20 protein-coding genes and 5 tRNA genes are annotated in these 25022 nt (G+C 47.0%); 1 reads left to right on the forward strand and 24 read right to left on the reverse strand.

Annotated features, from left to right (window positions below; genetic code table 11):
- Positions 1-210: 210 nt before the first annotated feature.
- The 11 genes from GT1_RS02940 to GT1_RS02990 form a co-directional block, all read right to left on the reverse strand.
- The gene (locus GT1_RS02940) at positions 211-1842 is read right to left on the reverse strand and encodes an L-lactate permease (protein WP_188397240.1); all 1632 of its coding nucleotides are present in this window, start codon (positions 1840-1842) and stop codon (positions 211-213) included.
- 423 nt (positions 1843-2265) lie between these two features.
- Positions 2266-3174 carry a phosphate butyryltransferase gene (gene ptb, locus GT1_RS02945; protein WP_304626296.1) on the reverse strand — a complete coding sequence of 303 codons (909 nt, stop codon included), beginning with the start codon at positions 3172-3174 and terminating at the stop codon, positions 2266-2268.
- Positions 3164-3664 (reverse strand): AsnC family transcriptional regulator, encoded by a 501-nt coding sequence (locus tag GT1_RS02950; RefSeq protein WP_075754417.1) that lies wholly within the window; start codon positions 3662-3664, stop codon positions 3164-3166. Before GT1_RS02950 ends, ptb begins: the two co-directional genes overlap by 11 nt.
- A 59-nt stretch (positions 3665-3723) precedes the next feature.
- Positions 3724-4173: an Lrp/AsnC family transcriptional regulator gene (locus GT1_RS02955; RefSeq protein ID WP_188397244.1), complete on the reverse strand. Its 450-nt coding sequence runs from the start codon at positions 4171-4173 to the stop codon at positions 3724-3726.
- 68 nt (positions 4174-4241) lie between these two features.
- The gene (gene yihA, locus GT1_RS02960) at positions 4242-4880 is read right to left on the reverse strand and encodes a ribosome biogenesis GTP-binding protein YihA/YsxC (RefSeq protein WP_188397246.1); all 639 of its coding nucleotides are present in this window, start codon (positions 4878-4880) and stop codon (positions 4242-4244) included.
- A complete protein-coding gene (gene lon / locus GT1_RS02965) occupies positions 4880-7132 on the reverse strand; it encodes an endopeptidase La (RefSeq protein ID WP_373325867.1) in 2253 nt (750 codons plus the stop codon). Before lon ends, yihA begins: the two co-directional genes overlap by 1 nt.
- 223 nt (positions 7133-7355) lie before the next feature.
- Positions 7356-9050, reverse strand: coding sequence for an ATP-dependent protease LonB (gene lonB / locus GT1_RS02970; RefSeq protein ID WP_188397248.1), 1695 nt, complete (start codon positions 9048-9050; stop codon positions 7356-7358).
- A 153-nt stretch (positions 9051-9203) separates the two neighbouring features.
- On the reverse strand, positions 9204-10466 hold the full coding sequence (clpX, locus tag GT1_RS02975; protein ID WP_075754407.1) for an ATP-dependent Clp protease ATP-binding subunit ClpX: 1263 nt from the start codon (positions 10464-10466) through the stop codon (positions 9204-9206).
- Positions 10467-10478: 12 nt separating this feature from the next.
- Positions 10479-11084: an ATP-dependent Clp endopeptidase proteolytic subunit ClpP gene (gene clpP / locus GT1_RS02980; protein WP_075754405.1), complete on the reverse strand. Its 606-nt coding sequence runs from the start codon at positions 11082-11084 to the stop codon at positions 10479-10481.
- Between the two features lie 25 nt (positions 11085-11109).
- The gene (gene tig / locus GT1_RS02985; protein ID WP_188397250.1) at positions 11110-12396 is read right to left on the reverse strand and encodes a trigger factor; all 1287 of its coding nucleotides are present in this window, start codon (positions 12394-12396) and stop codon (positions 11110-11112) included.
- 473 nt (positions 12397-12869) lie between these two features.
- Positions 12870-12944, reverse strand: a tRNA-Gly gene (locus GT1_RS02990).
- A 278-nt stretch (positions 12945-13222) separates the two neighbouring features.
- Here GT1_RS02990 and GT1_RS02995 point away from each other — a divergent pair.
- A complete protein-coding gene (locus tag GT1_RS02995; RefSeq protein WP_188397253.1) occupies positions 13223-14461 on the forward strand; it encodes a radical SAM protein in 1239 nt (412 codons plus the stop codon).
- Between the two features lie 477 nt (positions 14462-14938).
- Here the strand turns inward: GT1_RS02995 and GT1_RS03000 are convergent, their stop codons facing one another.
- The 13 genes from GT1_RS03000 to GT1_RS03060 all read right to left on the reverse strand — a co-directional run bounded on the left by GT1_RS03000 (position 14939) and on the right by GT1_RS03060 (position 25019).
- On the reverse strand, positions 14939-15520 hold the full coding sequence (locus GT1_RS03000; protein WP_188397255.1) for a hypothetical protein: 582 nt from the start codon (positions 15518-15520) through the stop codon (positions 14939-14941).
- Between the two features lie 199 nt (positions 15521-15719).
- On the reverse strand, positions 15720-15980 hold the full coding sequence (locus GT1_RS03005; protein WP_188397256.1) for a TfoX/Sxy family protein: 261 nt from the start codon (positions 15978-15980) through the stop codon (positions 15720-15722).
- Positions 15981-16176: 196 nt separating this feature from the next.
- A tRNA-Leu gene (locus GT1_RS03010) sits at positions 16177-16259 on the reverse strand.
- A gap of 4 nt (positions 16260-16263) precedes the next feature.
- Positions 16264-16339, reverse strand: a tRNA-Lys gene (locus GT1_RS03015).
- A 97-nt stretch (positions 16340-16436) separates the two neighbouring features.
- Positions 16437-16512, reverse strand: a tRNA-Gln gene (locus GT1_RS03020).
- 14 nt (positions 16513-16526) lie between these two features.
- Positions 16527-16602, reverse strand: a tRNA-His gene (locus tag GT1_RS03025).
- Positions 16603-16704: 102 nt separating this feature from the next.
- Positions 16705-19191 carry an ATP-dependent helicase HrpB gene (gene hrpB, locus GT1_RS03030; protein ID WP_188397258.1) on the reverse strand — a complete coding sequence of 829 codons (2487 nt, stop codon included), beginning with the start codon at positions 19189-19191 and terminating at the stop codon, positions 16705-16707.
- An 8-nt stretch (positions 19192-19199) separates the two neighbouring features.
- Positions 19200-20186: a UDP-glucose 4-epimerase GalE gene (gene galE / locus GT1_RS03035; protein WP_188397260.1), complete on the reverse strand. Its 987-nt coding sequence runs from the start codon at positions 20184-20186 to the stop codon at positions 19200-19202.
- A gap of 32 nt (positions 20187-20218) precedes the next feature.
- A complete protein-coding gene (locus tag GT1_RS03040; RefSeq protein ID WP_188397262.1) occupies positions 20219-21502 on the reverse strand; it encodes an ATP-binding protein in 1284 nt (427 codons plus the stop codon).
- Positions 21503-21806: 304 nt separating this feature from the next.
- On the reverse strand, positions 21807-22535 hold the full coding sequence (locus tag GT1_RS03045) for a class II aldolase/adducin family protein (RefSeq protein ID WP_188397264.1): 729 nt from the start codon (positions 22533-22535) through the stop codon (positions 21807-21809).
- Positions 22536-22545: 10 nt separating this feature from the next.
- The gene (locus GT1_RS03050; RefSeq protein WP_188397266.1) at positions 22546-23013 is read right to left on the reverse strand and encodes a pyridoxamine 5'-phosphate oxidase family protein; all 468 of its coding nucleotides are present in this window, start codon (positions 23011-23013) and stop codon (positions 22546-22548) included.
- A gap of 106 nt (positions 23014-23119) precedes the next feature.
- Positions 23120-24037 carry a bifunctional DNA-formamidopyrimidine glycosylase/DNA-(apurinic or apyrimidinic site) lyase gene (mutM, locus tag GT1_RS03055; RefSeq protein ID WP_223226016.1) on the reverse strand — a complete coding sequence of 306 codons (918 nt, stop codon included), beginning with the start codon at positions 24035-24037 and terminating at the stop codon, positions 23120-23122.
- A complete protein-coding gene (locus GT1_RS03060; protein ID WP_188397271.1) occupies positions 23946-25019 on the reverse strand; it encodes a GNAT family N-acetyltransferase in 1074 nt (357 codons plus the stop codon). Before GT1_RS03060 ends, mutM begins: the two co-directional genes overlap by 92 nt.
- Between the last annotated feature and the right edge of the window lie 3 nt (positions 25020-25022).

Here is a 25022-nt window from a genome sequence, read left to right on the forward strand (position 1 = left end):
TAAAACACCTATGGACAACAGTCAATCTACGGAAACATGTATCTGTCATAACGGTTATACTAAGTTTGTGTCCATATTCTAAGAAACATGTAAGCTGACCAAATAAGATTAGGGGTGGGAATATAAATTCCCACCCCCATATCTTACCCAGAATATAGCATTTCTATATCCCGGACTAAAATCCTGATTCTTTCTACAGCGACATTTCTCCTAAGGAATCATCCAGGTTAAGAAATATGCCTGCGCATAAGTCATTAAACCGACGATAATAGCCAATACGAGAGAATGCATTACGGTAAAGCTGAACAAATCGCCTTCTTTACCGACAAGTCCGGTTGCAGCAGTTGCAACAGCAATACTCTGCGGCGAAATCATCTTACCGGTGACACCACCTGATGAGTTAGCGGCAACAGCCAAAACAGGATCCATACCCACTTGTTGGGCGGTAACGGCCTGGAGATTGCCGAACAATGCATTAGCCGAAGTATCCGAGCCTGTCAGGAAAACGCCCAGCCAGCCAAGGAAAGCGGAGAAGAAGGGGAAGAGACCACCAGTACCAGCTAAGAACAGGCCTAAAGTGGAGCTCATGCCCGAGTAGTTCATAACATAAGCAAGACCAAGAACACAAGGAATAGTGATAAGCGGTTTGGTTAACTGTTTAAAGGTTTTAGCAAATATGCTAACAAAGCGGGAAGGACCAACACCCAGAATCATAGCTGAGATTATGCTGGCAATGAAGAGGGCGGTACCGGCTGCGCTCATCCAGTTGATTTTATAAAGAGCAGCCATGGCAGTCGGTTGCTTGGCAATTGGCGCTACTTGCATAACGACTTTATCAAGACCTGGGACAAGGAATTTGAGAGTTACAGAATCAATAACTACCTGAATAGGTTTCAGGCCCCAGAGGATAACCATAACGGTAAGGATAATAAATGGTGACCATGCTTTTAAAACAGTGCCGGTACTATACTTAGGCACATTAGCCATAGTAGTAGCGGCAGCTTTTTCATCAGCGAAACGCCAGGTTTTAGCAGGTTTCCAGACTTTGAGGAAAAGATACAGTGCAACCATGGTCGCTAATGCGGATAGAATATCGGGAAGCTCTGGTCCGATGAAGTTGGAGGAAAACCATTGGACTGACGCGAAGGAGATACCGGCTACCAAACAGGCAGGCAATATTTCCATAGTGGATTTCCAGCCAGACATCAGCACAACAAGCCAAATAGGAATGATTACTGAGAGGAAAGGTAATTGACGGCCAACCATTTGGCTGATTTTCATGGTATCAAGACCTGTTACCTGACCGGCAACGATAATAGGAATACCGATACCACCGAAAGCAACCGGTGCCGTGTTGGCAATCAAGCAGAGGCCGGCAGCATAAAGCGGATTAAAACCAAGACCTACCAGCATACCTGCCGAAATAGCAACAGGTGTACCAAAACCGGCAGCCCCTTCAAGGAAAGCGCCGAAAGCAAAAGCTATGAGCAGTGCTTGCAAGCGGCGATCATCGGTAATAGAGGCGATTGAGTTCTTAATTATTTCAAATTGACCGGTTTCGACGGTCATATTGTAAATGAAAATTGCGGTTATAACGATCCAGAAGATGGGGAATACACCATACAGAGCGCCCATTCCGGTAGCAGTAAGCGCTGCGGCAACAGGCATCTTGTATACCAGCACTGCCACAAGTACTGCCGAAGCTACCGCGGCACCTCCGGCAATTTGACCTGGTGCCCGGCGGATGGCCAGCAAATAGAAGATAATAATCATCGGGATTGCTGCCATAAATGCCGATAAAGCTAAACTGCCCATTGGGTCATAGATTTGTGTCCACGTCATAATTTACACCCCTTTTTTAGTTTGGGTTTTTTTTTTATCTCTATAGCTGAGTTCACGTATTTTTCTTTAATTTCACCTCCTTTGCGCAATTTTTTTTTGCCCTTCAATCCATTTTTTGTTTTCCATAATATGGTATTGCGGGCAGGTGGTCTGACCACCTTACCTCTGATGATATTCTACTCACGCCAACAAATTCCTGCTGTATTTATTTAAATATTTGCAAATTTTTATTAATTTTTTATTTTTACAAAAATACCTTTTTTATGCATGTCGATTTTTGATGAATTAAAGCTAGTATTATCATTTTTTAGGGAAAAATGCTGTTTTTTCTAACACAAAGAAACCAATGGCTTAGGCTGGCAATGGAAGCAAAAGTTGCCCTTATCTTTAAAAATAAAAAACAGCGCAATAAGCGCTGTTTTTTCAGCCAAGCAATGCCCCTAGAGCAATTGACATCAATTTCGCTTCATGGGTGTCTGCCCGTGAAGTGACCACAACTGGCTTAGCGGCTCCCAAAACCAAACCGGCAATTTTGCCTTTTGCAATATAGACCAGTGATTTTCCCAGGATATTACCTGCCACAATATCTGGGGTAACTAAAATATCGGCCATGCCGGCAACCGGACTTTTAATCCCTTTGTGGCTGGCGGCTTCCAGGCTAATAGCATTATCAAGCGCCAGCGGTCCATCAACAATGGCGCCTTTAATCTGCCCACGGTCTGCCATTTTGGTAAGCGCAGCCGCTTCCAAGGTGGCCGGCATGTCGGGGTTAATCACTTCAACAGCAGCCAATACGGCTACTTTGGCCGGACTGATTCCAAGCACCCTGGCTAATTGAACGCTGTTTTGAATAATATCTGCTTTCTGCTGCAAAGTTGGCGCAATATTCATTCCGCCGTCAGTTACCATCAGTAAACGGTCAAATCCCGGCAGTTCGTAGACCGCCGTGTGACTAAGCACTCTGCCTGTGCGTAAGCCAATTTCTTTATCAAGCACTGCTCTTAATAAATCAGCAGTATTAATCAGACCCTTCATCAATACATCGGCTTGGCCGCCGGATACCAAAGCAACCGCCCGGTACGCCGCCTTGCGGTCATCCGGCTCGTGTATTATCTGCACATCCTCCAGGCTAACACCAAGTTTACCGGCAGTTTCATGAACTTTCTCCCTGTCTCCGACCAGTATAAACTCAGCAATTTTTTGTTCACGCGCTCCCTGAACGGCTTCCATAATCGCATCATCCTGGGCCACAGCGACAGCTACCCGCTTAGGAGCCTTATCTTTTACCGCGTTTAGTATATCCTCAAAGTTTCTAAGAACTTTATCCACCACTTCCGCCACTCTCCTTCGCATATTCAGGGAAATAACTCATACTGGTTTTTTTCCACTCGCGTGTACTGAATAGCAGCATGTAATGCTCCAGTCCCGCGGCTTGAGCCAGTGTCTCGGCTAAAGCCCGGCACTCCTCGCGCGTATGGGCATGGAGCATGGTGTAAAAGTTATAAGGCCATTCCGGCAGTGAAATCCGGGAATAACAATGGGTAACCGCCCGGTAGCCTGACATTAACTGCCCAACCGCGGCAAGACGTGCTTCCGGCACATTCCAGACACCCAACGCATTAGCGGCATACCCGACTTCCCGGTGACGCAATACGGCTCCCATTTTGCGCAACCGCCCTGATTGACGATAGGCAGCCAGTCTTGCCAGCAATTCCTGTTCACTAATACCGACTTTTGCCGCCAACACTTTGTAGGGTTCAGGCACCAACGGAAAGTCACCTTGCAAAACGGCAATTAGTTTTTTGTCCAGATTATCTAACATATAACACCTCGCAGGTTGTTTGATCTCTGAGTTAAAACAGTTCTATTCCACAGGAAGAATTACAAACTAAATTCCACACTTACCTTATATTTTTCGATGGCAGGCAGACTGAGTAAACCCTCAACCCCCGGCAAACTGCGGATAGCTGCCAGAACGCGGTCCTGCTCAGCCTGATCGGCGGTAAGCAGGGTAAACCAAAGATTATATTCACTTTCCCGTTCGTAGTTATGGGTTACACCACTATAAGCATTTACAGCCTGAGCAACGGCGGCAACCTGCTCGGGACGGACTTTGACAGCTGCCAGCGTGCTGACATACCCCAGGCAGGCCGAGTCAAAAAAAGCGCCAAATCGCCTTATGTAGCCATTGTCTTTGAGCCAGTTTAATCGTTCCAGCACCGTACTCTCCTCAACCTCTAACCATTGCGCTACCTTCGCATAGGGCCGTGATTCCAGCGGCAGTCTGGTTTGGATAATATTAAGCAGCTCTTTATCAAAAGGGGTTAGCATATGTGTCCTCCCAACTTTGAATATAAGTAAAGGGACAGCCGGCTGACTGTCCCCTCCGTGTGATATCCCTATTTTAGCAAAATATTCTTAATAACGTCAAGAAGTTCATCCCGGCCGGCGTTAGTTACTGCTGAGTAGGGTATAATACGGCCTCCCGGATGGAGTTGACCCATATTAATCCCTTGCGTAATAACCTGAATATGCTGCTGGATGCGGCTCTTGGAAATTTTATCGGCTTTAGTGGCTACCACTTGAACATTGAGGCCATGTTCTATCAGCCAATGATAGACGTTAATATCACTCTCCATTGGCGGATGACGCAGATCAATTAATTGGCATACCAACTTAAGGCGCGTTGACTTTAGCCAATATTCCTCAATAAATTTAGACCAGGTTGCTCTGGCTGATTGTGCTCTTTTGGCATAACCATAGCCAGGCAGATCGACCAGCATAAACTCCAGCCGTGATTGATCTGACAGCTTGCCTGTAAGGCGAAAGTAATTAATGGTCTGGGTTTTGCCGGGCGTCCCGCTGGTACGGGCCAGGCCATTGTGACGGCACAAGGAGTTAATCAGCGACGATTTGCCGACATTAGAGCGCCCAATGAAAGCTATCTCCGTAAGCTCGCCTTCAGGATATTGACTGGAATTAACAGCAGTGGCGGCATAACTGGCATGGGTAATATTAAAACTGGTCGTATCTGCCATTACTCTTTCACCATTGCTGTTTGCAGCACTTCATCCATGTGTTCAACAAGCACAAAGGCAAGATTCCGTTTGACGTTTGCCGGAATTTCATCAATATCACGCTTGTTTTCTTTGGGCAGCATGACTGTTTTTATTCCCGCCCGGTGAGCGGCAAGGACTTTTTCCTTAATGCCGCCGACAGGCAACACCCTGCCGCGAAGAGTTATTTCTCCAGTCATGGCAACATCGCTCCTGATAGGTTTACCGGTCAGTGCTGATGCGACCGCAGTTGCCATGGTAATGCCGGCAGACGGACCGTCTTTGGGAATGGCGCCTTCGGGCAGATGGATGTGAATATCCAGCTTTTCATGAAAATCTTCTTCAATGCCCAGTTCTTTTGCCCGTGAACGAATATAACTGAAGCCGGCTTGCGCAGATTCTTGCATTACATCGCCTAACTGGCCTGTCAAAGTCAGCTTGCCTTTGCCTTTCATGGTGGAAATCTCAACAGCCAGCACATCACCGCCAACTTCCGTCCAGGCAAGGCCGGTGGCTACTCCCACCTGGCTGTCTTTCTCGGCCTGAGCATGACGGTATTTGGTGGCTCCCAGAAAAGTATGCAGGTTCTGAGCCGTAATCTTAATAACAGGTCCCTGGTCTTGAACAATTTTGCGCGCCGCTTTGCGGCAGAGATTGGCAATATTGCGCTCAAGATTCCGTACACCCGCCTCGCGAGTATAGTCACGAATAATTTTGGCGATAGTTCCTTCTGAAAATGAAATTTGCTGCGGTGTGAGACCATGATCGGTTGTTTGCTTGGGAATAAGATACCGTTTGGCGATCTCTATTTTTTCTTCCTCAGTATAGCCGGCAATGCTGATAACTTCCATACGGTCTAACAAGGGTCTCGGAATATTATGCATGACATTAGCTGTAACTACCCAGAGTACCCGGGATAAATCATATGGCAGTTCAATATAATGGTCGCTGAAGGTATTATTCTGTTCCGGGTCAAGCACTTCCAGCAAAGCAGATGACGGGTCGCCCCGGAAGTCGGCATTCATTTTATCAATTTCATCCAAGAGAAACACAGGATTTTTTGAGCCTACAGTCCGCATACCCTGAATAATGCGTCCCGGAAGCGCGCCCACATAGGTCCGGCGATGACCTCTTATTTCCGCTTCATCACGAACTCCGCCTAACGAAACGCGGACAAACTTCCGTTCCATAGCCCTGGCGATAGAACGGGCTAACGATGTCTTCCCGACACCCGGCGGACCAACAAGACATAAAATGGGGCCTTTCATTTTTTCTGTCAACTTACGGATTGACAGATATTCTAAAATACGTTCTTTGACTTTTTCCAAGCCATAATGATCTTCGTCAAGGATTTCCTCGGCAACACTAATATCCAGCCGGTCATCGGTTTCCGTAGTCCAGGGCAGCGTTAACAGCCAGTCAAGGTAGGTGCGGATAACACCGCTTTCCGCTACCATCGGGGGCATTTTTTCCAGACGGTCGATTTCTTTATTGATTTTTTCTTCTACTTCTTTGGGCAGGTTTTGTTCTTTGACCCGCTGCCTGTATTCCTCTACTTCGGCGGTGCGCTCATCTTTTTCGCCTAATTCTTTTTGAATAGCTTTGAGTTGTTCACGCAAATAATATTCTTTTTGGGTTTTCTCCATTTGCTTGCGAACCCGGACATGGATTTTCTTCTCCAGTTCAAGAATTTCCATTTCGCGGCCAAGGATCTCACATAACCGTTCCAGCCGGTCTTTAATTTCTACTGCCTCCAGCAGGGTTTGCTTATCTTCAATTTTGAGTGCCAGATGACTGGCAATAAGGTCAGTCAGGCGGCCGGGTTCTTCTACAACAACGACTGATACCAGGGTTTCGGGCGGTATCTTCTTGCTCAGCTTAACCCATTGTTCAAATTGATTAATTGCTGTGCGTGTAAGCGCTTCAACCTCCGGTGTTTTAGGTTCAACTTCGGTAAATTCGTTAATCTGAACCTGATAGTAAGGATCAAAGCTGATAAATTCTTCAATTTCACCACGGTACAAGCCTTCGACCAATACCCGGATGGTTCCCCCCGGCAATTTCAAAAGCTGCTTAATTTCGGCAACAGTACCCACTGAAAAAATATCTTCAGGCTGCGGCGCGTCGGTTTGGGCATCCTTTTGTGTAGCCAGCATAATCAGACGATCCTGCACCATTGCCTCTTCCAAAGCACTGATAGATTTTTCCCGGCCAACATCCAGATGAATAATCATGTATGGAAAAACTAATATACCTCTTAATGGCAAAAGTGGTATTATACGGCGTTTATCTGCCAATATAGCTTCCTCCCTTCGGTAACCTTGCGGTATTATCTTAGTGGTCATTTAGTAGTTTCAACACCGCTATGTAAAATATTCTAAAGCAACCACTAAAAATCCTTTTATTCCTCAATAAATATAGGCCGGGTTTAGCAACCCGGCTAGCACTGGTATAAATTTATACTTTATCGACACCGGCAGCAGCCAATACCTCCGGCATAGTTACCGTTACATCCTGCCGCAGCACATCTCCGGTCTTGATTACGGCATGCTTCAATACTTCTTCGAAGGTTTCGACAGGAATGACTTCAATCTCCATATTCTTGTAGAGTCCCTGCCAATTTTCCGCAGGAATAATCACCCGCCGCGCACCAGCCTGCTTAGCGGCTGCTACCTTCGAACTCACTCCGCCGACCGGCTTTACTAACCCGCGGATAGAGATTTCACCTGTCATCGCAACAGTATTGTCAATGGGTATGTTATTAACAGCCGAATAAATAGCGGTAGCCACCGTCACTCCGGCTGACGGACCATCTACGGGAACACCACCAGGAAAATTTACATGGATGTCATATCTATGATATTCAATACCACACATTTTGGCCAATACAGTAAGTACATTATCCAGTGACCCTTTTGCCATGCTTTTGCGGCGCACGACCCTGCCGGGCGAACCCATTTCTTCTTCTTCAATAACGCCGGTAACGGTTAGCTTGCCGGTACCATAATTATTAGGCACAGCCGTTACTTCGAGCTCCATAAGCATACCGATATTGGAACCATATACAGCCAGACCGTTAACCACACCAACTTGGGGAGTAAGGGAAACCTTTTTCTCAGGCCGCGGGTTGTACTGACCAAAATTTATGACCCATTCCGCATCAGCCTGGGCAATGCTTCGCTCGCCTTTGCCAGTGCTTTGCACAATACCGGCCGCAATCTGAATGATATTTACGGCTTCCCGCCCGTTAGTGGCAAATTGCTTAATGACATCCAACGCACCCTGCTCCAGGGTATAGTTAATCTTTTTTGCCGCATTTAAGGCCACATTGGCAATTTCATCAGGCAATAGCGGCCGGAAAAATATTTCTACACACCGGGAGCGGATAGCTGGCGGAATATCTTGCGGCATCCGGGTGGTAGCCCCAATGAGTCTAAAGTCTGCCGGCAGCCCATTTTGAAATATGTCATGTATATGTTGTGGTATGTTACCGTCCTCACTATTATAATAGGAGCTATCCAGGAAAACTTTACGGTCTTCCAATACCTTTAGTAATTTATTCATCTGGATATGATGAAGCTCGCCAATTTCATCAATAAACAATACGCCGCCATGCGCTTTGGTTACGGCTCCGGCTTTTGGCTGAGGAATGCCGGCCATCCCTAACTGACCAGCGCCTTGATAAATAGGGTCATGTACGGTGCCAATAAGCGGGTCTGCAATACCCCGCTCGTCAAATCTGGCTGTTGTGGCATCAAGCTCGATAAACTTAGCCGCAACATTAAAGGGCGAATAACTATTTCGCCTGGCTTCGTTGAGAACTAACCGCGCGGCCGCTGTTTTACCCACACCTGGCGGACCATAGATCAATACATGCTGTGGGTTGGCGCCACATAAGGCAGCCCGAAGGGCTTTCAGGCCTTCTTCCTGGCCAACGATTTCCGAAAAGTCGGTTGGCCGGGTTTTTTCCGCTAGTGGTTCGGTTAAGGATATCTCCCGCATTTTTTGCAGTTTGTCCATTTCTTTTCTGGATTCGCGCTCTACGGCTATCTTGTTTCCTTGCTGTGATTTAAGCAGGTTCCAGAAATAGAGCCCAATAACCACGGCAAAAAACAGTTGAATGACAGTAATAAGATTGACAGCATAATCCAAAATTCAATGAACCTCCTTCCCCGGGCAAAATTTTTAAGTCTTGTAGCTTTATCATGAGTCTAGTATAGGCAATGTACACTATTTTATCCTGGCAAAACCCGGCAAGCAAAGCTGAATATATAAAAAAAAGGAGCCTTAGGCTCCTTTTATCGGTTAAGCAGATTCTTCTTTTTTCTTTGTTTTGCGTTCGGCAGCCACCAGTATCGGTTCTTCTTTATTCAAAATAACCTCTTTGGTGACAATGCATTTGGCAATATCGGTACGTGACGGAATATCATACATCACATTCCGCATAATACCTTCAATGATCGCCCTAAGTCCCCTTGCCCCGGTATTGCGTTTTAAAGCTTCGGCAGCAATAGCACTTAGCGCATCTTCTTTAAATTCAAGCTGGACATTATCAATTTCCAGGAATTTTTGATATTGCTTAACAAGCGCATTCTTTGGCTCAATCAGAATGCGTACAAGAGCAGCTTCATCCAATGCATCCAAGGTAACAATTACCGGAAGACGTCCAACAAATTCAGGAATTAGTCCAAATTTGAGGAGATCTTCAGGCAGAATGCTCTTGAGCATTTCACCCAATTGCTTTTTCTCTTTGCTGCGGACTTCGGCACCAAAGCCCATAGACTTTTTGCCTGTTCTGGAACTAATGATCTTATCAATGCCGTCAAAGGCACCGCCGCAGATAAAAAGAATATTTGTAGTGTCAATTTGAATGAATTCCTGATGAGGATGTTTGCGTCCACCTTGCGGCGGTACACTGGCTACCGTACCTTCAAGAATTTTCAGGAGAGCTTGCTGCACTCCCTCACCGGAAACATCACGGGTAATTGAGGGGTTTTCTGATTTGCGGGCAATTTTATCAATTTCATCAATATAAACAATGCCCTTTTCGGCCTTTTCAACATCATAATCGGCTGCCTGAATAAGTTTTAAGAGAATGTTCTCGACATCCTCGCCCACATAACCGGCTTCCGTCAATGAGGTAGCGTCAGCTACAGCAAAGGGAACATTAAGAATCTTGGCCAGGGTTTGCGCCAACAGCGTCTTGCCGCTGCCGGTCGGCCCAAGCATGATGATGTTGGACTTTTGCAATTCGACATCATCCATTTTTGCGCCAAGGTTAATTCGTTTATAATGATTGTACACGGCTACGGCCAGTGATTTCTTTGCTTCTTCCTGACCAATGACATACTGATCAAGAATATCATTTATTTCTTTGGGCTTAGGAACATCTCTGAGTTCGACATCCAAATCTTCACTCAGTTCTTCCTCAATGATTTCATTGCAAAGTTCGATACATTCATCACATATATATACACCTGGCCCGGCAACAAGCTTTTTTACTTGTTCCTGCAGTTTGCCGCAAAAGGAACATTTTAGTTGACCCCTGTCATCCCCAAATTTCAACATATTACCACCTCTCTACTTGGGAGTCTCCTTGTGTCTGTCACCCCGCACTACTACTGCGTCAATAAGGCCGTATTCTTTCGCCTGCTCACTGGACATGAAGAAATCCCGTTCGGTATCGTTCTGGATTTTTTCCATAGATTGACCGGTATGGTGAACAAGAATTTCGTTTAAATGTTCACGCATGCGAAGTATTTCCCGGGCATGAATTTCAATGTCGGTGGCCTGCCCTTGGGCACCGCCAAGCGGCTGATGAATCATAATCCGGGAATTAGGAAGCGCATACCGCTTACCTTTAGCCCCGGCAGCCAAGAGAAGCGCACCGGCGCTGGCAGCCTGACCTATGCAAATCGTGGATACATCCGGCTTAACATATTGCATGGTATCATACATTGCCAGGGCAGCCGTTACCACTCCCCCGGGACTGTTAATGTAAATATGGATGTCCTTATCCGGATCTTCTGATTCTAAAAACAGCAGCTGAGCAATTACCAGGTTAGCCACATTGTCATCAATTGGTCCACCAATAAATACGATGCGGTCCTTTAATAACCGCGAGTAAATATCATAGGCCCGCTCACCGCGGTTAGACTGCTCTACTACAATTGGCACATAAGGCATGACAAATCACCTCAAACTCAAAAATTTATTTTGCTACGCCGTCAATTACAAGCTGGGCAGCTTTTTTACGTAAAACTGAATCTTGCAGTGCCTGGAACCGGCCGGTTTGACGAATGACTTTGACAATTTCTTCGGCCGTAGTTTGATAATTCGCCGCCATAGACGCAATTTCCTGCTGCATTTCTTCCGGATTGGCCGTGAGACCTTCCGCTTTAACAATGGCTTCCAATACCAGGTCGGTTTTAACATTATATAATGCAGAGTCACGGTAGTTATTGCGCAAAGCAGCCATATCCATTTTAGTATATTCAAGATATTTATCAAGTTTCATACCACGTTGCTGCAAGTTGATATCAAAATCCTGAATCATGGTGTCAATTTGATTCTCAATCATTACTTCGGGAACATCAAGTGAAGCATTGTCAACAGCAGTTTTTATGGCTGCCGTACGGAACTCACGTTCTGCCTTTGCTTCAGCAGCCTGTTCTAACCTATTCTTAATATCGGCTTTTAATTCCGCCAAAGTATCAAACTCACTGGTTTCTTTGGCAAATTCATCATCAAGCTCCGGCAATTCCTTGCGTTTGATGTCATGAATATTTACGGTAAAGGCAGCTTCCTTCCCTGCCAGTTCAGCAACAAAATAGTCTTCCGGGAAAGATACTTTTACTTCGCGTTCTTCACCGGATTTAGCGCCTACCAGTTGGTCTTCAAACCCGGGGATAAAACTGCCGGAACCGATTTCCAGCGGGTAGCTTTTGCCTTCGCCGCCTTCAAACGGAACACCGTCAATAAAACCTTTAAAGTCAATGATCGCTAAATCTCCCTGCTTAAGTTCAGCATCTTCCACTACGACCATCTTAGCATTACGGCTGCGGTTTTTCTCAATTTCACTGTCTATGTCGGCTTCAGTAACTTCTGCGACAGTTTTTCCAATGGCAAGCTCTTTATACTGACCCAAAGTTACTTCAGGTTTTTTAACAACAGTGGCTTTAAATACTAACGGCTGATCTTCCGCTAGGGTAACAACCTCAATTTCCGGACGGCCAACAGGGTCTATTTCCTGTTCAGCCAGTGCTTTGCCATAGGCTTCAGGAGCCAGGATTTCAAAAGCTTCATCCAAAAGTGCTTCTTTGCCGATACGCATTTCAATAACCTTGCGCGGAGCCTTGCCTTTACGGAAACCGGGGATATTAACTTGGTTGGCTAATTTGCGGTAAGCCTTTTCCAGAGCCTTTGCCACCTCAGCCTGTGGAACTTCAAGATTGAGTACTGTTTTATGATTGTCTATTCTTTCCGCTGTTACCTTCATTTATGTATTTCCCCCTTATTAAATTAACTGCTGACACAGCTTATTCACTGTCAACCGAGTGCTGCATCCAGCGATAACACGAAGTATATCACCGGCCTTTTTGCCGCCAGGCTTTGTTGGCCCACAGGTGCATAAGGGCAACATCGGTTTCTGCTGTCGCTATCGCTCGGCACAAACCGTGTTTACTTTATCGTCGCCTTACATATGTCCGATATGTGCGGCTCCTCCGCCGCGCCTGACAACAAAAATTCTCGGAGCTATACTTCATAACATCACTGAATGCAGCACTAGTCCATTATCACAGTATTCCCATTATTGACATAAACTTTATGGTTTCTCTAGTATTCCCATTAAAAAATCCAGCCAGTATCCATAAATGCAGCAATGTCATGAATAATATCATACCACAAGTAAATATCAAAGACAAGATATGAGCAAAAAACCCAGCCAAAAGTGCTGGGTTTTTGTGCGTATGGAGCGGAAAACGAGATTCGAACTCGCGACCCTCGCCTTGGCAAGGCGATGCTCTACCGCTGAGCTACTTCCGCATCATTGTGCTAACAACGAAATTGATTATAAACCATAAATTATTATCTGTCAACATTAATCAATCTATTCTGTTAAACAATCCTCTTCCCACCAATAAAATGCTCCGCAGCATGCTGTATATTTTACAATTGAAACTAGCACCTATCTATCGGCTTGCATATTATGTATAAACACAAAAACACGGCTTGTGCCAAACCTGTGGTGACAACACAAGCCGCAAATTATCCTGAACAAGCCTACTCAGGATAAGCAAAGCTACGCTAAAGGAGGCGTCCGGTTGTATTACCATTTGAAAGCCGAAAGTGTCTTGATAGAAGGGAAAGCACGCGGTGCTATCTACGACTTTTCCTCAGGCCGAGTGTATTCTATCAACCGGGGAGCAGTAGAACTGCTCAAGGCGTGCGAAAGCTCGGCATTAGAAGAAATAATGGATGTCAACTCAGTTGACGGCAAGCGGTACTTATCATTTCTTGATAAATTGACAACCAAAGGGCTTGGTGCAATATACAACGAACTTCCCGCCGGAAAACGAACATGCCCCATCCAGCCGTACCAGCCTACACTTGAGTATATCTGGCTTGAGCTTACCTCAACCTGCAACAACCGCTGCTTACATTGCTATTCAGCCAGCAGTCCGCACACGGCGGCAGGCTGTATGCCACATACCCGCTGGCTTGAATTAATTACCGAAGCCCGGCTGGCAGGCGCCTACGGCATTCAGCTTATTGGCGGCGAACCGTTGTTGTACCCAAGGTGGCGAGAATTAATCATCAAGGCCCGTGAGGAAAACTATGAATTGGTTGAGATATTTACCAATGCCACACTTGTGGATGATGACTGTATTGACTTTTTTAAACAGCATTCTGTCAGCATTGCCACCACTATCTATGCCGACAATTCCGCAGTTCATGATAAGGTTACCCAGCATCCCGGCAGTTTTGACAAAACTATGTCTGCCATTCAAAAAATTCTGGCCAAGGGGCTGCCGCTGCGTATTGCGTCTATTATTATGAAAGCCAATGAACAAGAAGCAGAAAATATTGTGAAACTTTTGACCGACCTTGGGGTTGAGCCTGTGCCACCCGATGTCATCCGTCCTACCGGACGCGGTGATAACCTGGAACTGCTGCCCCAAGCCTACAGCAAACCGGCCATTAAGCCCCCCTTCTTTACCGACCCTGAAACATTTGGAAAAGCGCAGCATTTCCATAGCTGTTTAGCAGGCCGGCTGGCCATAACGTCCACCGGCGATGTCATTCCCTGCATCTTTGCCCGCGATCAAGTTTGCGGAAACATATTGAACACATCACTTGCTGCCATACTTGCCGGCCAACCGCTGACCACCTGCTGGCAAACCACAAAGGACTGTATCAGTAAATGCCAGGATTGCGAATACCGCTTTGCCTGCGCCGACTGCCGCCCGTTAGCCCAAGGCCAGGACCCAAAGAAGTCCTGGCAAGCCGCCCCTGCCGACTGCTCCTATAACCCATACACAGGAAACTGGGAGGATAGATGAAAATGTATGATGACAAATATATGGACCCGAAATGGGAAACCCCGGAAATGGAAGATATGGATGACGAATTTGAAGAAGACGAAAATACTGAACGTATAAGCTGCAATCCTGCTTGGAACCCCTGTCGACCAAATCAGCAAATCGGCTGCCGCCCCTCCTGGGCGCCTTGTTCTCCCCGCCAATGCCGTCCGCATTTTTGTTTTCCGCAGCAACAATGCAGGCCATGGCAATGCAGCCCAAGGCAGTGCAGACCATCACAGTGCAATCCGCAACAATGCAGACCTCAGCAATGTAGTCCGCAGCAATGCAGCCCTCAACAATGTAGCCCAAGGCATTGCAGTCCTCAGCAATGCAGCCCTCAGCAATGTTCCCCGCGTCCGTGCCGGCCTGCTCACCGCCCCTGCAACCCGTTATAAGTATAGAGAGAAGGGTACCGTAATGGTACTCTTCTCTGCTGTATGTAATACATATGTATTCCTACCTGACCGGAGGGGTACGATTATATGTCAGAACAATGGCTATATGAATAGCTGCGAGAAGTGCCCCTCCCAAATCTGCCAGTAAATCAAGGTTGGTATCAAGCAGACTGGGCTGACTGGGAATTGCCGGCCGCATAGTCGCATCTCCTATGAATTCACCAATTTCATAGATTGCACCAATACTTAGCCCCAGGGAAATAATAAAAAATAAGCTAAAGGCCCGGTTTATAACAGGCCGGGTTAACGTACAAATAAGAGTGTAAACAAATAACGAAAAGGCGTAGCTTCCAAATACATGCTGAATTTTATCAAAAATCGCCGACGTGGCATACAAATTTAAATATAGCCCGGCAAAACTGTCACTGAGAAGCACTGCCATTACCAACACCCGGATGTAATTACTTAATTGAACATTATATTTCATTTCTAAAAAAGTATAAATTACCCATAGAGCTGCTTTGATTGCAATATTTTTCGCATAATCATACCGTCCCTGTTCCAGCACCCCGATGATGATAACAATGAAAAGTGCCAGAAATATTCCCGTCAATGCCAAAGCGACTTTTCGCTGACTGGTCAAAGTTGATCCCCTCCATGCTTCTTATTATTGTCCAGCCTGAAGGATATATATATCTTTATTTTTGTGGAAACATATGTTATAAGAATGAATAATAATTATCATAGGACAATAACAATTAAATTATTTGAAGAGGGGGCACTTTAATCACCAGCATAGCTTCTATATCGTGGCCATCGTGGCCGGCAAAGAATGCACATATCTATTTGCCCTTATGCATGTGATAAAACGCCTTAAGCGACTTTTTCGTCTCGTCATCAAGGTAATGCCAGCGCATTCCTTGAATTGCACCCTCCAGCGCTGAAAGCCGCATAATGCAAGCGGACGGGTCACGGGCAAGGATGCGTAGCCATGCTTCACGGCTACCTGTGTTTCTTAACTCTTCCTCGGTAGTAATACCCACATCCGCAAGCTGCGCTTCCAACTTGGCAGCAATATTCGGCAATTTTGTTAACTCCCCCATAAGCCATTCTCCTCCTTTCTCCGTTCTAATTCGATGATCCCATTTGATTTTCTGCATTATCCAAAGCGCGGATGTCTTGATAAGCGGAAATTATATTCATTGACTGCAAATTGTCAGCTGAAAATTTATAGTTTCTAATATATACTATATACAAAAAGACTCTCAGGTCAAAGCCTGAAAGTCTTTTTGTTTGATTTGGTGCGGGAGAAGGGACTTGAACCCCCACGGTCACCCGCCAGATCCTAAGTCTGGTGCGTCTGCCAATTCCGCCACTCCCGCATTATGGTGACCCACCCGCGACTCGAACGCGGGACACCCTGATTAAAAGTCAGGTGCTCTACCGACTGAGCTAGTGGGTCGACATCTTTAAATAAGTTCCTTACTAACGCTCGGAACTAAGCGATTCACACAGGTTTTCGCGTCACTATCGTTCCTAAAAACCTGGTTCTCTGCTTATGGCAGGGGCGGCTGGACTCGAACCAACGCATGACGGAGTCAAAGTCCGTTGCCTTACCGACTTGGCTACGCCCCTACTAACAAGATTATTGGGGTGACTGAAGGGGATCGAACCCTCGAATACCGGAGCCACAATCCGGCGTGTTAACCGCTTCACCACAGCCACCATATCCAGTGCCGCTAACGACAGAATTTATTCTATCATACCACCATATTTATGTCAAGCATCCCAAATCACTTTTCTTGCTGACATATTTCTGACAACATTTCATAATTTTCCTGGCCTGATCCGGTGGGTTGGAACTGCCGTTGCCGGGTCATCCGGCCAATAATGCTTGGGGTAACGTCCCATTAAATCCTTTTTGACTTCAAAGTATGTAGTACACCAAAAGCTGGCTAAATCCCGGGTTACCTGAACCGGGCGCTGCGCCGGTGACAGCAGTTCCAAGGTCAACGCGACTTTCCCCCCGGCAATACACGGAGTTTCTTTAAGCCCAAATAGCTCCTGAAGTTTTACCGCCAGTATAGGGCATAGCGGATTGCTATAATTTATGGCAATCTGCCGGCCGCTGGGCACAACCACATGGGTAGGCGCATACTCATCAAGCTCCTGACGCTGCTGCCAGGTAAGCAGATTTTCTAAAATGGCAGCTACATTGAGTTTCGCCAGTTCTGCCCGGCTCGTTAGACCGTAGACATACGGTCCAAGCCAGTTTTCCAAGGTAGCAAGCAGCTTTTCGTCAGAAACGTCAGGCCAGCCTTCCGTCTGCTGCCCAGCAAATAACAAGCGTTGACGCAATTGCTGTGCCGCTTTGGTCCAGGGCAGGATGCTCAAGCCCTCAAGGGCAATGCCGCTCAGCAGGGCTGCCATAACGCCGTCCCAGTCAGGATTGGCACAAGGACTTTCCTTTAACAGGATGGCACCAAGCCGCTCATAGCTTTTTGCCCGTACTGCCTGGGCGGCTGCATCCCAGGCGACATTGGTCCCGGCTGCTATCTGCCGGCTAAAATAGCGCCTTATCTGTTCATAATCTATCGGCGCAGCCAAAAAAATCCGGCTGTCGGTCCCTTGCCCATCAAGATCGGCGGCTACGATATACGGACTATGCGCCAAAGGCTGTAATTCATGCATGCCGGCACCACGCCCATTCTCCAACAGGAACCGGCCGCCACTCCGCAATTGTCCAATTCTGTCCGGATAGGCAAAAGCCAGTACCAAGCCGCAAGCTTCCACCGTCTCCTGCCGGTTACGGTGAATGGAAAAATCCTGTTTTAACCTTTCACTTTCGGCCTTAATGCGCCGGAGCAGCGACTCCTCAGGATACTTGCCGCTTGCCGCTTCACGCACAGCCTCCAGCCGCAGCCGCAAATCAACATCAGTTCTATTGCCATTGCCTTGCAAAAAATCCCGTTCATGTAAAATAGCCGCAAGTTCACAGGCCAGGTTACCCAAACCCGCTTCTTTCGCTCTGATGATCATATGGGCCAAGCGCGGGTGCAAGCCTGACTGAACCATCAACCGCCCATGGGCAGTAATACTGCCACCTGTTTCCAACGCCCCCAGCTTCACCAGCAGTGCCTGCGCCTGCAAAAATGCCGCTGCCGGCGGTATATCCAGCCATAACAGCTGCTGAGGGTCATTCACTCCCCAGGCAGCCAGCTCCAAAGCAAGTGGTGTCAAATCGGCGGCTAAAATTTCCGGCGTATTGCTGGATTCTAAATACAAATCCTCCTGTCTGGTCCAAAGCCGGTAGCAACTACCCGGACCCAGCCGTCCGGCACGGCCGCGCCGCTGCTCGGCTGCCTGACGGGAAACCCTTACCGTTTCCAAGCGTGTTAGCCCGGTACGGGACGAATACTTTGGCACACGCATCAACCCGCTGTCAATGACTGTGCCTACCCCCTCCACCGTAAGGCTGGTCTCGGCAATCGAGGTAGCCAATATGACTTTCCGCATCCCATCCGTACTGGGTAAAAGAGCCGCATCCTGAGCGGCTGGCGGCAGATTACCATAAAGCGGCGCAACTCGCGCCTGTTTTGTTATGCCATTTGCGCTTAACTCAGCCTGAACCCGGCGAATCTCGCCGGCTCCCGGCAAAAACACCAATACATCACCACTGTTTCCAGCAAGTGAGGTAAACACCGTTTGCGCAACAATATGCTCCAGTTGGCTTGCTGTTCGCCGTTCTAGATAATGAGTCTCCACCGGAAAAACCCGGCCATTACTCCTAAGAACCGGCGCATTGCCAAGCAAGGCAGCTACCGGCTCAGCGGCAAGCGTTGCCGACATAATCAGCAGACGCAAATCTTCTCTAAGTACCGCCTGCGCTTCCAGCGCCAGCGCTAAGCCGAGGTCTGCCTGCAGACTCCGTTCATGGAATTCATCAAATAGTATCAGCCCTACGCCATCTAACGCCTGGTCGCTTTGCAGCATTCTGGTAAGAATACCTTCGGTAATGACTTCGATACGTGTTTTGGGACCAACACAGCTGTCCAGCCGAACCCGGTAGCCTACCGTTTCACCGGGTTGCTCTCCCAGCAGCCGGGCCATATAACGCGCAGCAGCACGAGCGGCTAAGCGCCTTGGCTCCAGCAGCAGGATGCGCCGCCCCTTTAGCCATGGCTCATTCAACAGCGCCAACGGAATGCGGGTTGTCTTGCCTGAGCCGGGTGGTGCTACAAGGACCGCGTTTCCCGGCAAGCTAAGTACGGCTTTAAGCTCAGGCAGGATTTCCTCAATGGGTAAAGTATTCATCAACGCCCTCAACCGGCAAACCCGTCGGGATGCGCCTGATGCCAGCGCCAGGCGGTGGCAATTATCTGCTTGATATCGGTGTACTGGGGCTGCCAACCTAAATCCTGCCGGATTTTATCAGCGCCGGCAACCAGCACGGCAGGATCACCGGCACGCCGGGCGGCTACCGTTTGGGGCACAGCCAGGCCGGTTACCGCTTCAGCGGCTGCAATTATTTCCCTAACGGTAAAGCCATTGCCATTACCAAGATTATACACATCAGACCCATGGCCGTTGTATAAAGCCGCCAGTGCCAGCACATGGGCCTGTCCCAGGTCGTTTACATGAATATAGTCCCGCACACAGGTTCCGTCTTTGGTGGGGTAATCCTCGCCAAAAATGCTTAGTCCCTTAGTTTTCCCCTGACAGGCTTTGAGCACAAGTGGTATCAGGTGCGTCTCCGGTTGATGATCTTCGCCGATGTCACCTGCGGCATCAGCACCACAGGCATTGAAGTAACGCAAGGCAATATAGGTAAGTCCGTACGCGCGTGAATAGTCCGCCATGGCGTTTTCCATGATAAGCTTGGTCCTGCCATAGACATTGGTAGGATTTTTTATTGACTCTTCGGTTATCAGGGATTTTTCCGGTTCGCCATATACGGCAGCTGTTGACGAAAATACCAGTTTTTTAACGCCGTTTTCCAGCATAACATCAAGCAGATTCAGCGTTCCGGCAACATTATTGTGATAATAGTCCTGCGGCTTGGCCATAGAAACCCCGACAAGGCTATAGGCCGCAAAATGAACGACCGAGCTGATGCTATAGCGTTTGATGGTGTCAGTCAGGCGTTCACTGTCAAAAATATCGCCTTTAATAAGTACGCTGTTTTTTACCGCAGCCTGGTGACCTGTCACCAGATTATCATAAACAATCACTCTGCTGCCTGTTTTTTCTAACAGGCGTACCGTATGAGAACCAATATATCCCGCGCCGCCTGTCACCAAAATATTCATGGTAAAGCCTCCAATACTTATGCAAACACTTTTTATTCTGGATATGGGTCAGAACTGCCGCCTGCCAGATAATCAATAAATTGTTTTGCCAGCCGGCCTGAACGGCCCGAATGTGACATCTCCCACCGCAGCGCTTTTGTTCTAAGCTCGTCGCCTGTTAAACGTATACCGTTTCTCAGCGCAATGTCTTCAACAATTTTAAAGTACTCTTCCTGGTTGGGCAACGGATAAAACAGCGTAATCCCAAAACGGTCTGCCAGCGATATCTTTTCATTAATGGTATCCTGGCGATGCAGTTCGTCGCCACTGCGGTCATCCCAGGTTTCCTTTATCAGATTTCGCCGGTTGGAAGTGGCATAAATCAGGACATTGTCAGGCCGAATTTCCATTCCACCGTCAATGAGAGATTTTAACACTTTATATTCTGCTTCAAATTCTTCAAAAGACAAATCATCAATAAATAAGATGCATTTTTTACCCCACTGGCGCAGTACCGACATAATTTCGGGAATACATTCAAAATCGCTTTTGGCAATTTCAATCAGTCTAAGACCTTCCTCAAAATAATGGTTAGCCACGGCTTTAACTGATGACGATTTGCCGGTTCCCCTGGCGCCTACCAACAGCACATTATTAGCCGGCCGGCCCTGAATAAAAGCCTCTGTATTACGGATAAGCTCGTTTTTTTGGTAATCGTAGCCTATAATATCCGACAACTGCACCGGATCAGTATGTTCAATCCCAACAATTTCCCGCTCCCGGCTATCCCATTTAAATGCGCTGTACCCGGCTAATTTACCGCAGCCATAATGATGATAATATCTGGCAAGAGCCGCCGCCAGTGCCTGCGGTGAATATTTATTTTCAACATCAAAAAATAGATCTCTGAGCACAGCCAGGTTCCGGAAATTTCTTGATTTTCTGGCAGCATCCCCGGTAAGCGGCCGATAATCTGCAATAATAGCCCGAACATCAGCTGAAAATAGTGTGCTTACCCCTGCCAGCAGTTTTTTCAAAATAGCAATATCATGAACAACAGCCTGCTGCAAACTGCTTTCTGCCTTAACGGCCAGCTTCTCAGCTGTGCTGCTGAAGATATTTGAGTCACACCCAATCAGTCCTAATACGTAATTTTCCGGAATATTACCGGCCACACCTGTTGCTTCAGCCCACTCAATCAGGATAGCAGCCAGCGCATACTCATTATCGTCTGCTGTATCTGCCTCCGCTAAAGCCTGTAAGCCGTTCACCACATCATCACCCAGCAAATTGCGGAAAACCAATAATTGATTCAGTTCAGTACAAATCGCGGCCACGACAAACCCCTCCTGCAAAGATGATTTATAAAAAGAAATAAGCGGTCATAACATAAAACCGCCCTAGTTGCATAGGTAACCTATACAACAGGAGCGGTAAAATTCGCAGTATCGTCCTGCTCTGCACTCACCTGCTATTGCCGGTTGCATTGTTACATGAGTTACGCCCCGGCCGACTGTACCAAATCGTTAGAATTCGCAAGAGCTACATTCAGGCACTTGGCTAGTACATTCAGGGTGAAACACATCAATACTATGCTTATATACATTATCCTAAAACTTCACAGCACTGTCAATAATCAGTTTACAGTCTATCTTGATTATTCGGGTACTTCCGGCCACATTGTAAATTACAGCTTTGCCTACAGATTTTTCCCGGATGGCGTCCTGCTGTTCCTGCTTTTTCTCTGATTTCGTACAAGGCTTCTATCTGTGTGGCCGACAATTCCACAGGCTTCCCCATTTGTAAGGACAAAAAGGTTAATTTGGCATAGAATTCTACCGATTCCAGCTTGTGATAAGCAGTAGTCAGGCTGTCTCCCCAGGCGAGCGCACCGTGGTTTGCCAATAGCACAGCATCAAAATGCTCCAAATAAGGAGCCACCGCATTGGGCACCTCGTGGGTAGAAGGAGTGCCATATTCAGCCACCGGTACACACCCCAGCATAGCGACAGCCTCCGCAATCAGCGGTTTATTCAGGGGAGTCCGGGCAATAGCAAAGGTCGTGGCATACGGCGGGTGGGCATGAACAACTGCCTGAACGTCCGGGCGCTCCTCATACACCTTAAGATGCATCTTAAGCTCTGATGACGGCCGCCAGCTGCCCTGCGCCGTCACGATGCTGCCTTCCCGATCAACAGTCAGCAGCATATCCGGGGTCATAAAGCCTTTGCTTACCCCTGTCGGTGTGGTGAGAAACTCGCCGGTGTTCAATCTCACACTGATATTGCCGTCATTAGCCGCAACAAAACCACTGTCATACATTCGTCTGCCAATCTGACATATCGCAAGTTTAAGCTCATTCTCTGTCATGCTACAGCTCCTACTGTGGTCGTACTTTACCGGTCATATGTTCCACCGTAATTTTTATTACCGTTGTCCGGTCTTGACTTTTTCGGATATATTCTTTTCCCTGTTCCAGATAGTCTGGTCCGTATTTGCTTAGCAGACCAAGCAGCGCTTCCTGTTTTTCCTGCCCCAGCACCACAGTCGCTTGACCAAAAACAATTACACTTTCATAGCTTGTCGTGAATTTCTCCGGCATGGATTGCTTTTGGCCAACAACACAAAACGAAACTTTGCCATTGCCGGCTATATTCTTAAGTTTATAGCCATCATTGGCACTATGAAAATAAATGCTGCCATCTTTATAAATATAACTAAGCGGCACGCCATAAGAATAGCCTTCCTGGTTTACTGTTGACAAAACACCATATTCACATTTTTCCAGAATTCGAATTGTCTCTTCGGTACTGACTTGCCGGTCAATCCGTCTCATAGCTGTAAACATATCATCACCCAATTATAATAGTTTATTGGTATACTATACCAAATTATATAAAAAAGGTAAATATATTGAAAGCTAAACTTGTGACCGTACAAACAGCCACCGGGAATTATCGCTGGCACACCGGACAATAAAAGGCATTCCTGCCGCCAACGCGTTTGGTTTCGATAGAAGTGCGGCAAACATAACAGGGCAGGCCGGTGCGATAAGCTACCTGCAAATGGGGTTCAAACCCTCCTGTCAGAATGTCATCTGAGGCAAACTTGTCTTCATTAACCCCACCCAGTTCAATCGCTCTGGTAAGAATATCGCGAATACAGTGGTACAGGTTAATTTTTTCCGTTGTTGTGAGTGCAGCAGCTTTGCGTTCAGGCCTAATCCTGCTGCAAAACAGCGTTTCATTAGAATAAACGTTGCCAATACCGGCAAGGAACGCCTGATCCATCAACAGGGGTTTTATCATTCCTTTACGCTTTGACAGTAGGTTTAAAAATTCTTCCGGCGTAAATTCCGGCGAAAGCGGCTCCGGGCCAAGGCCGGATAATTCCGGTATATCGGCAAAATTGACAGCAGGCACCAGATGGATATAGCCTAAAGTAAGTTTAAAAAAAGCCATTTTATCCCCGGAGTTTAACGTAAAAACAACCGAAGGGCGGCCACTCACTGTTTCCCGGCTATAAAAAATCCGCACATACCCTTCGAGCATAAAATGTACTACAAGGGAATGAGCATTGGACAAGGTCAGGATAATCTGTTTTGCCCGTCTCCTGACCTTGATGATTTGTTGACCGGTTATGGTATCGATGAAATTGTTCACAGACACGTTAAGTGATTTTTCCCGGTTAACCATTACTGTTTCAATTATCTTCCCCTGAACATGTTGTGCAAGCTGGCGTCTGACGGTCTCGATTTCTGGAATTTCCGGCAATTCTCTGTCAATCCTTTCCCCCGTATCTTCGTTTTTTACATTGCCTGCTACTGACAGGCAATGGCTTCGTTGGGTGCGAAGGTGACTTTCCTGAATCATTGCGCTTTGCTGCCGCAGGCCGAAACATCAGATAGTATGCTAAATCTTTGCTGAAGCCCAGCCGCTCCAATGCAACCTGTTTGCCAGGATCGTCACTATAGATTGTGGTGCTGATAACACCCGGGCCATAGTTCTCAGCAATAAGATGAACGGCTTTACTGAGCAGCCCCTGGCGCAAGGATTCATAGTCCGGATGTATGGTAAGACTGATTACATGGCTTTTTACCTTGAAATAGCTGTTCACATTCAGCCAGGCTACGATTTTACCGTCTTGTTCCACAACATAGTCCTGCTTTTGTTTACGCATTAGATAATTTTTCGCCCATTCCAGGTGCCTGACCATCATACTGGGGCTAAATTCCCCGTAAGTCCGTCTAATCACCCGGCGTAGGGTAATAGGCACCGACTCCAGATATAAATGATATAATTTCCCGCGTTCCAGCATGGCAAGCTTGCGAAATCCCGGCAAATCCACAACTTGTGGCAATATAAAGGCCGGATCCAAACGCAATTCGTAATGCAGTATCTCGGTCATTTCCCGGAAGCCCAGCCGTTTGTAGAAGTTGTATGCCCTATTGCCAACACGGACTTCCAAAATAACATCATAATTATTGGCATCAGCCACCTGGGAAAACAGAATCGCCAGAACCCACTGGCCTAAGCCCTGTCCCCGGTACTCTTTGCTGAAGGCAATATAATCAATATGCATCTGGGTAGAGTTGATGTAGGATACCTGGACAAACCCCACTAACTCACCGGAAATTTTTATTACATAAATATTAAAATGGTTTTTAACCCATAGAGAAAACTTACTTAATGGGTTCAGAATATAATAAAATTGCCTGGTGCGACGAATGCGGCGTTTCACTTGTTCAATATCCACCTCATCAGCAAAAGCGCTGGTAAATAACTTCTCTAGTTTACCAAGATCATCGCGTCGAACCTTTTCGATTGTCAAGTCTTCAAATGGTTTTTCCGGCATAAA

Source organism: Sporomusa sp. GT1, assembly GCF_014634905.1.
Classification (GTDB): domain Bacteria; phylum Bacillota; class Negativicutes; order Sporomusales; family Sporomusaceae; genus Sporomusa; species Sporomusa sphaeroides.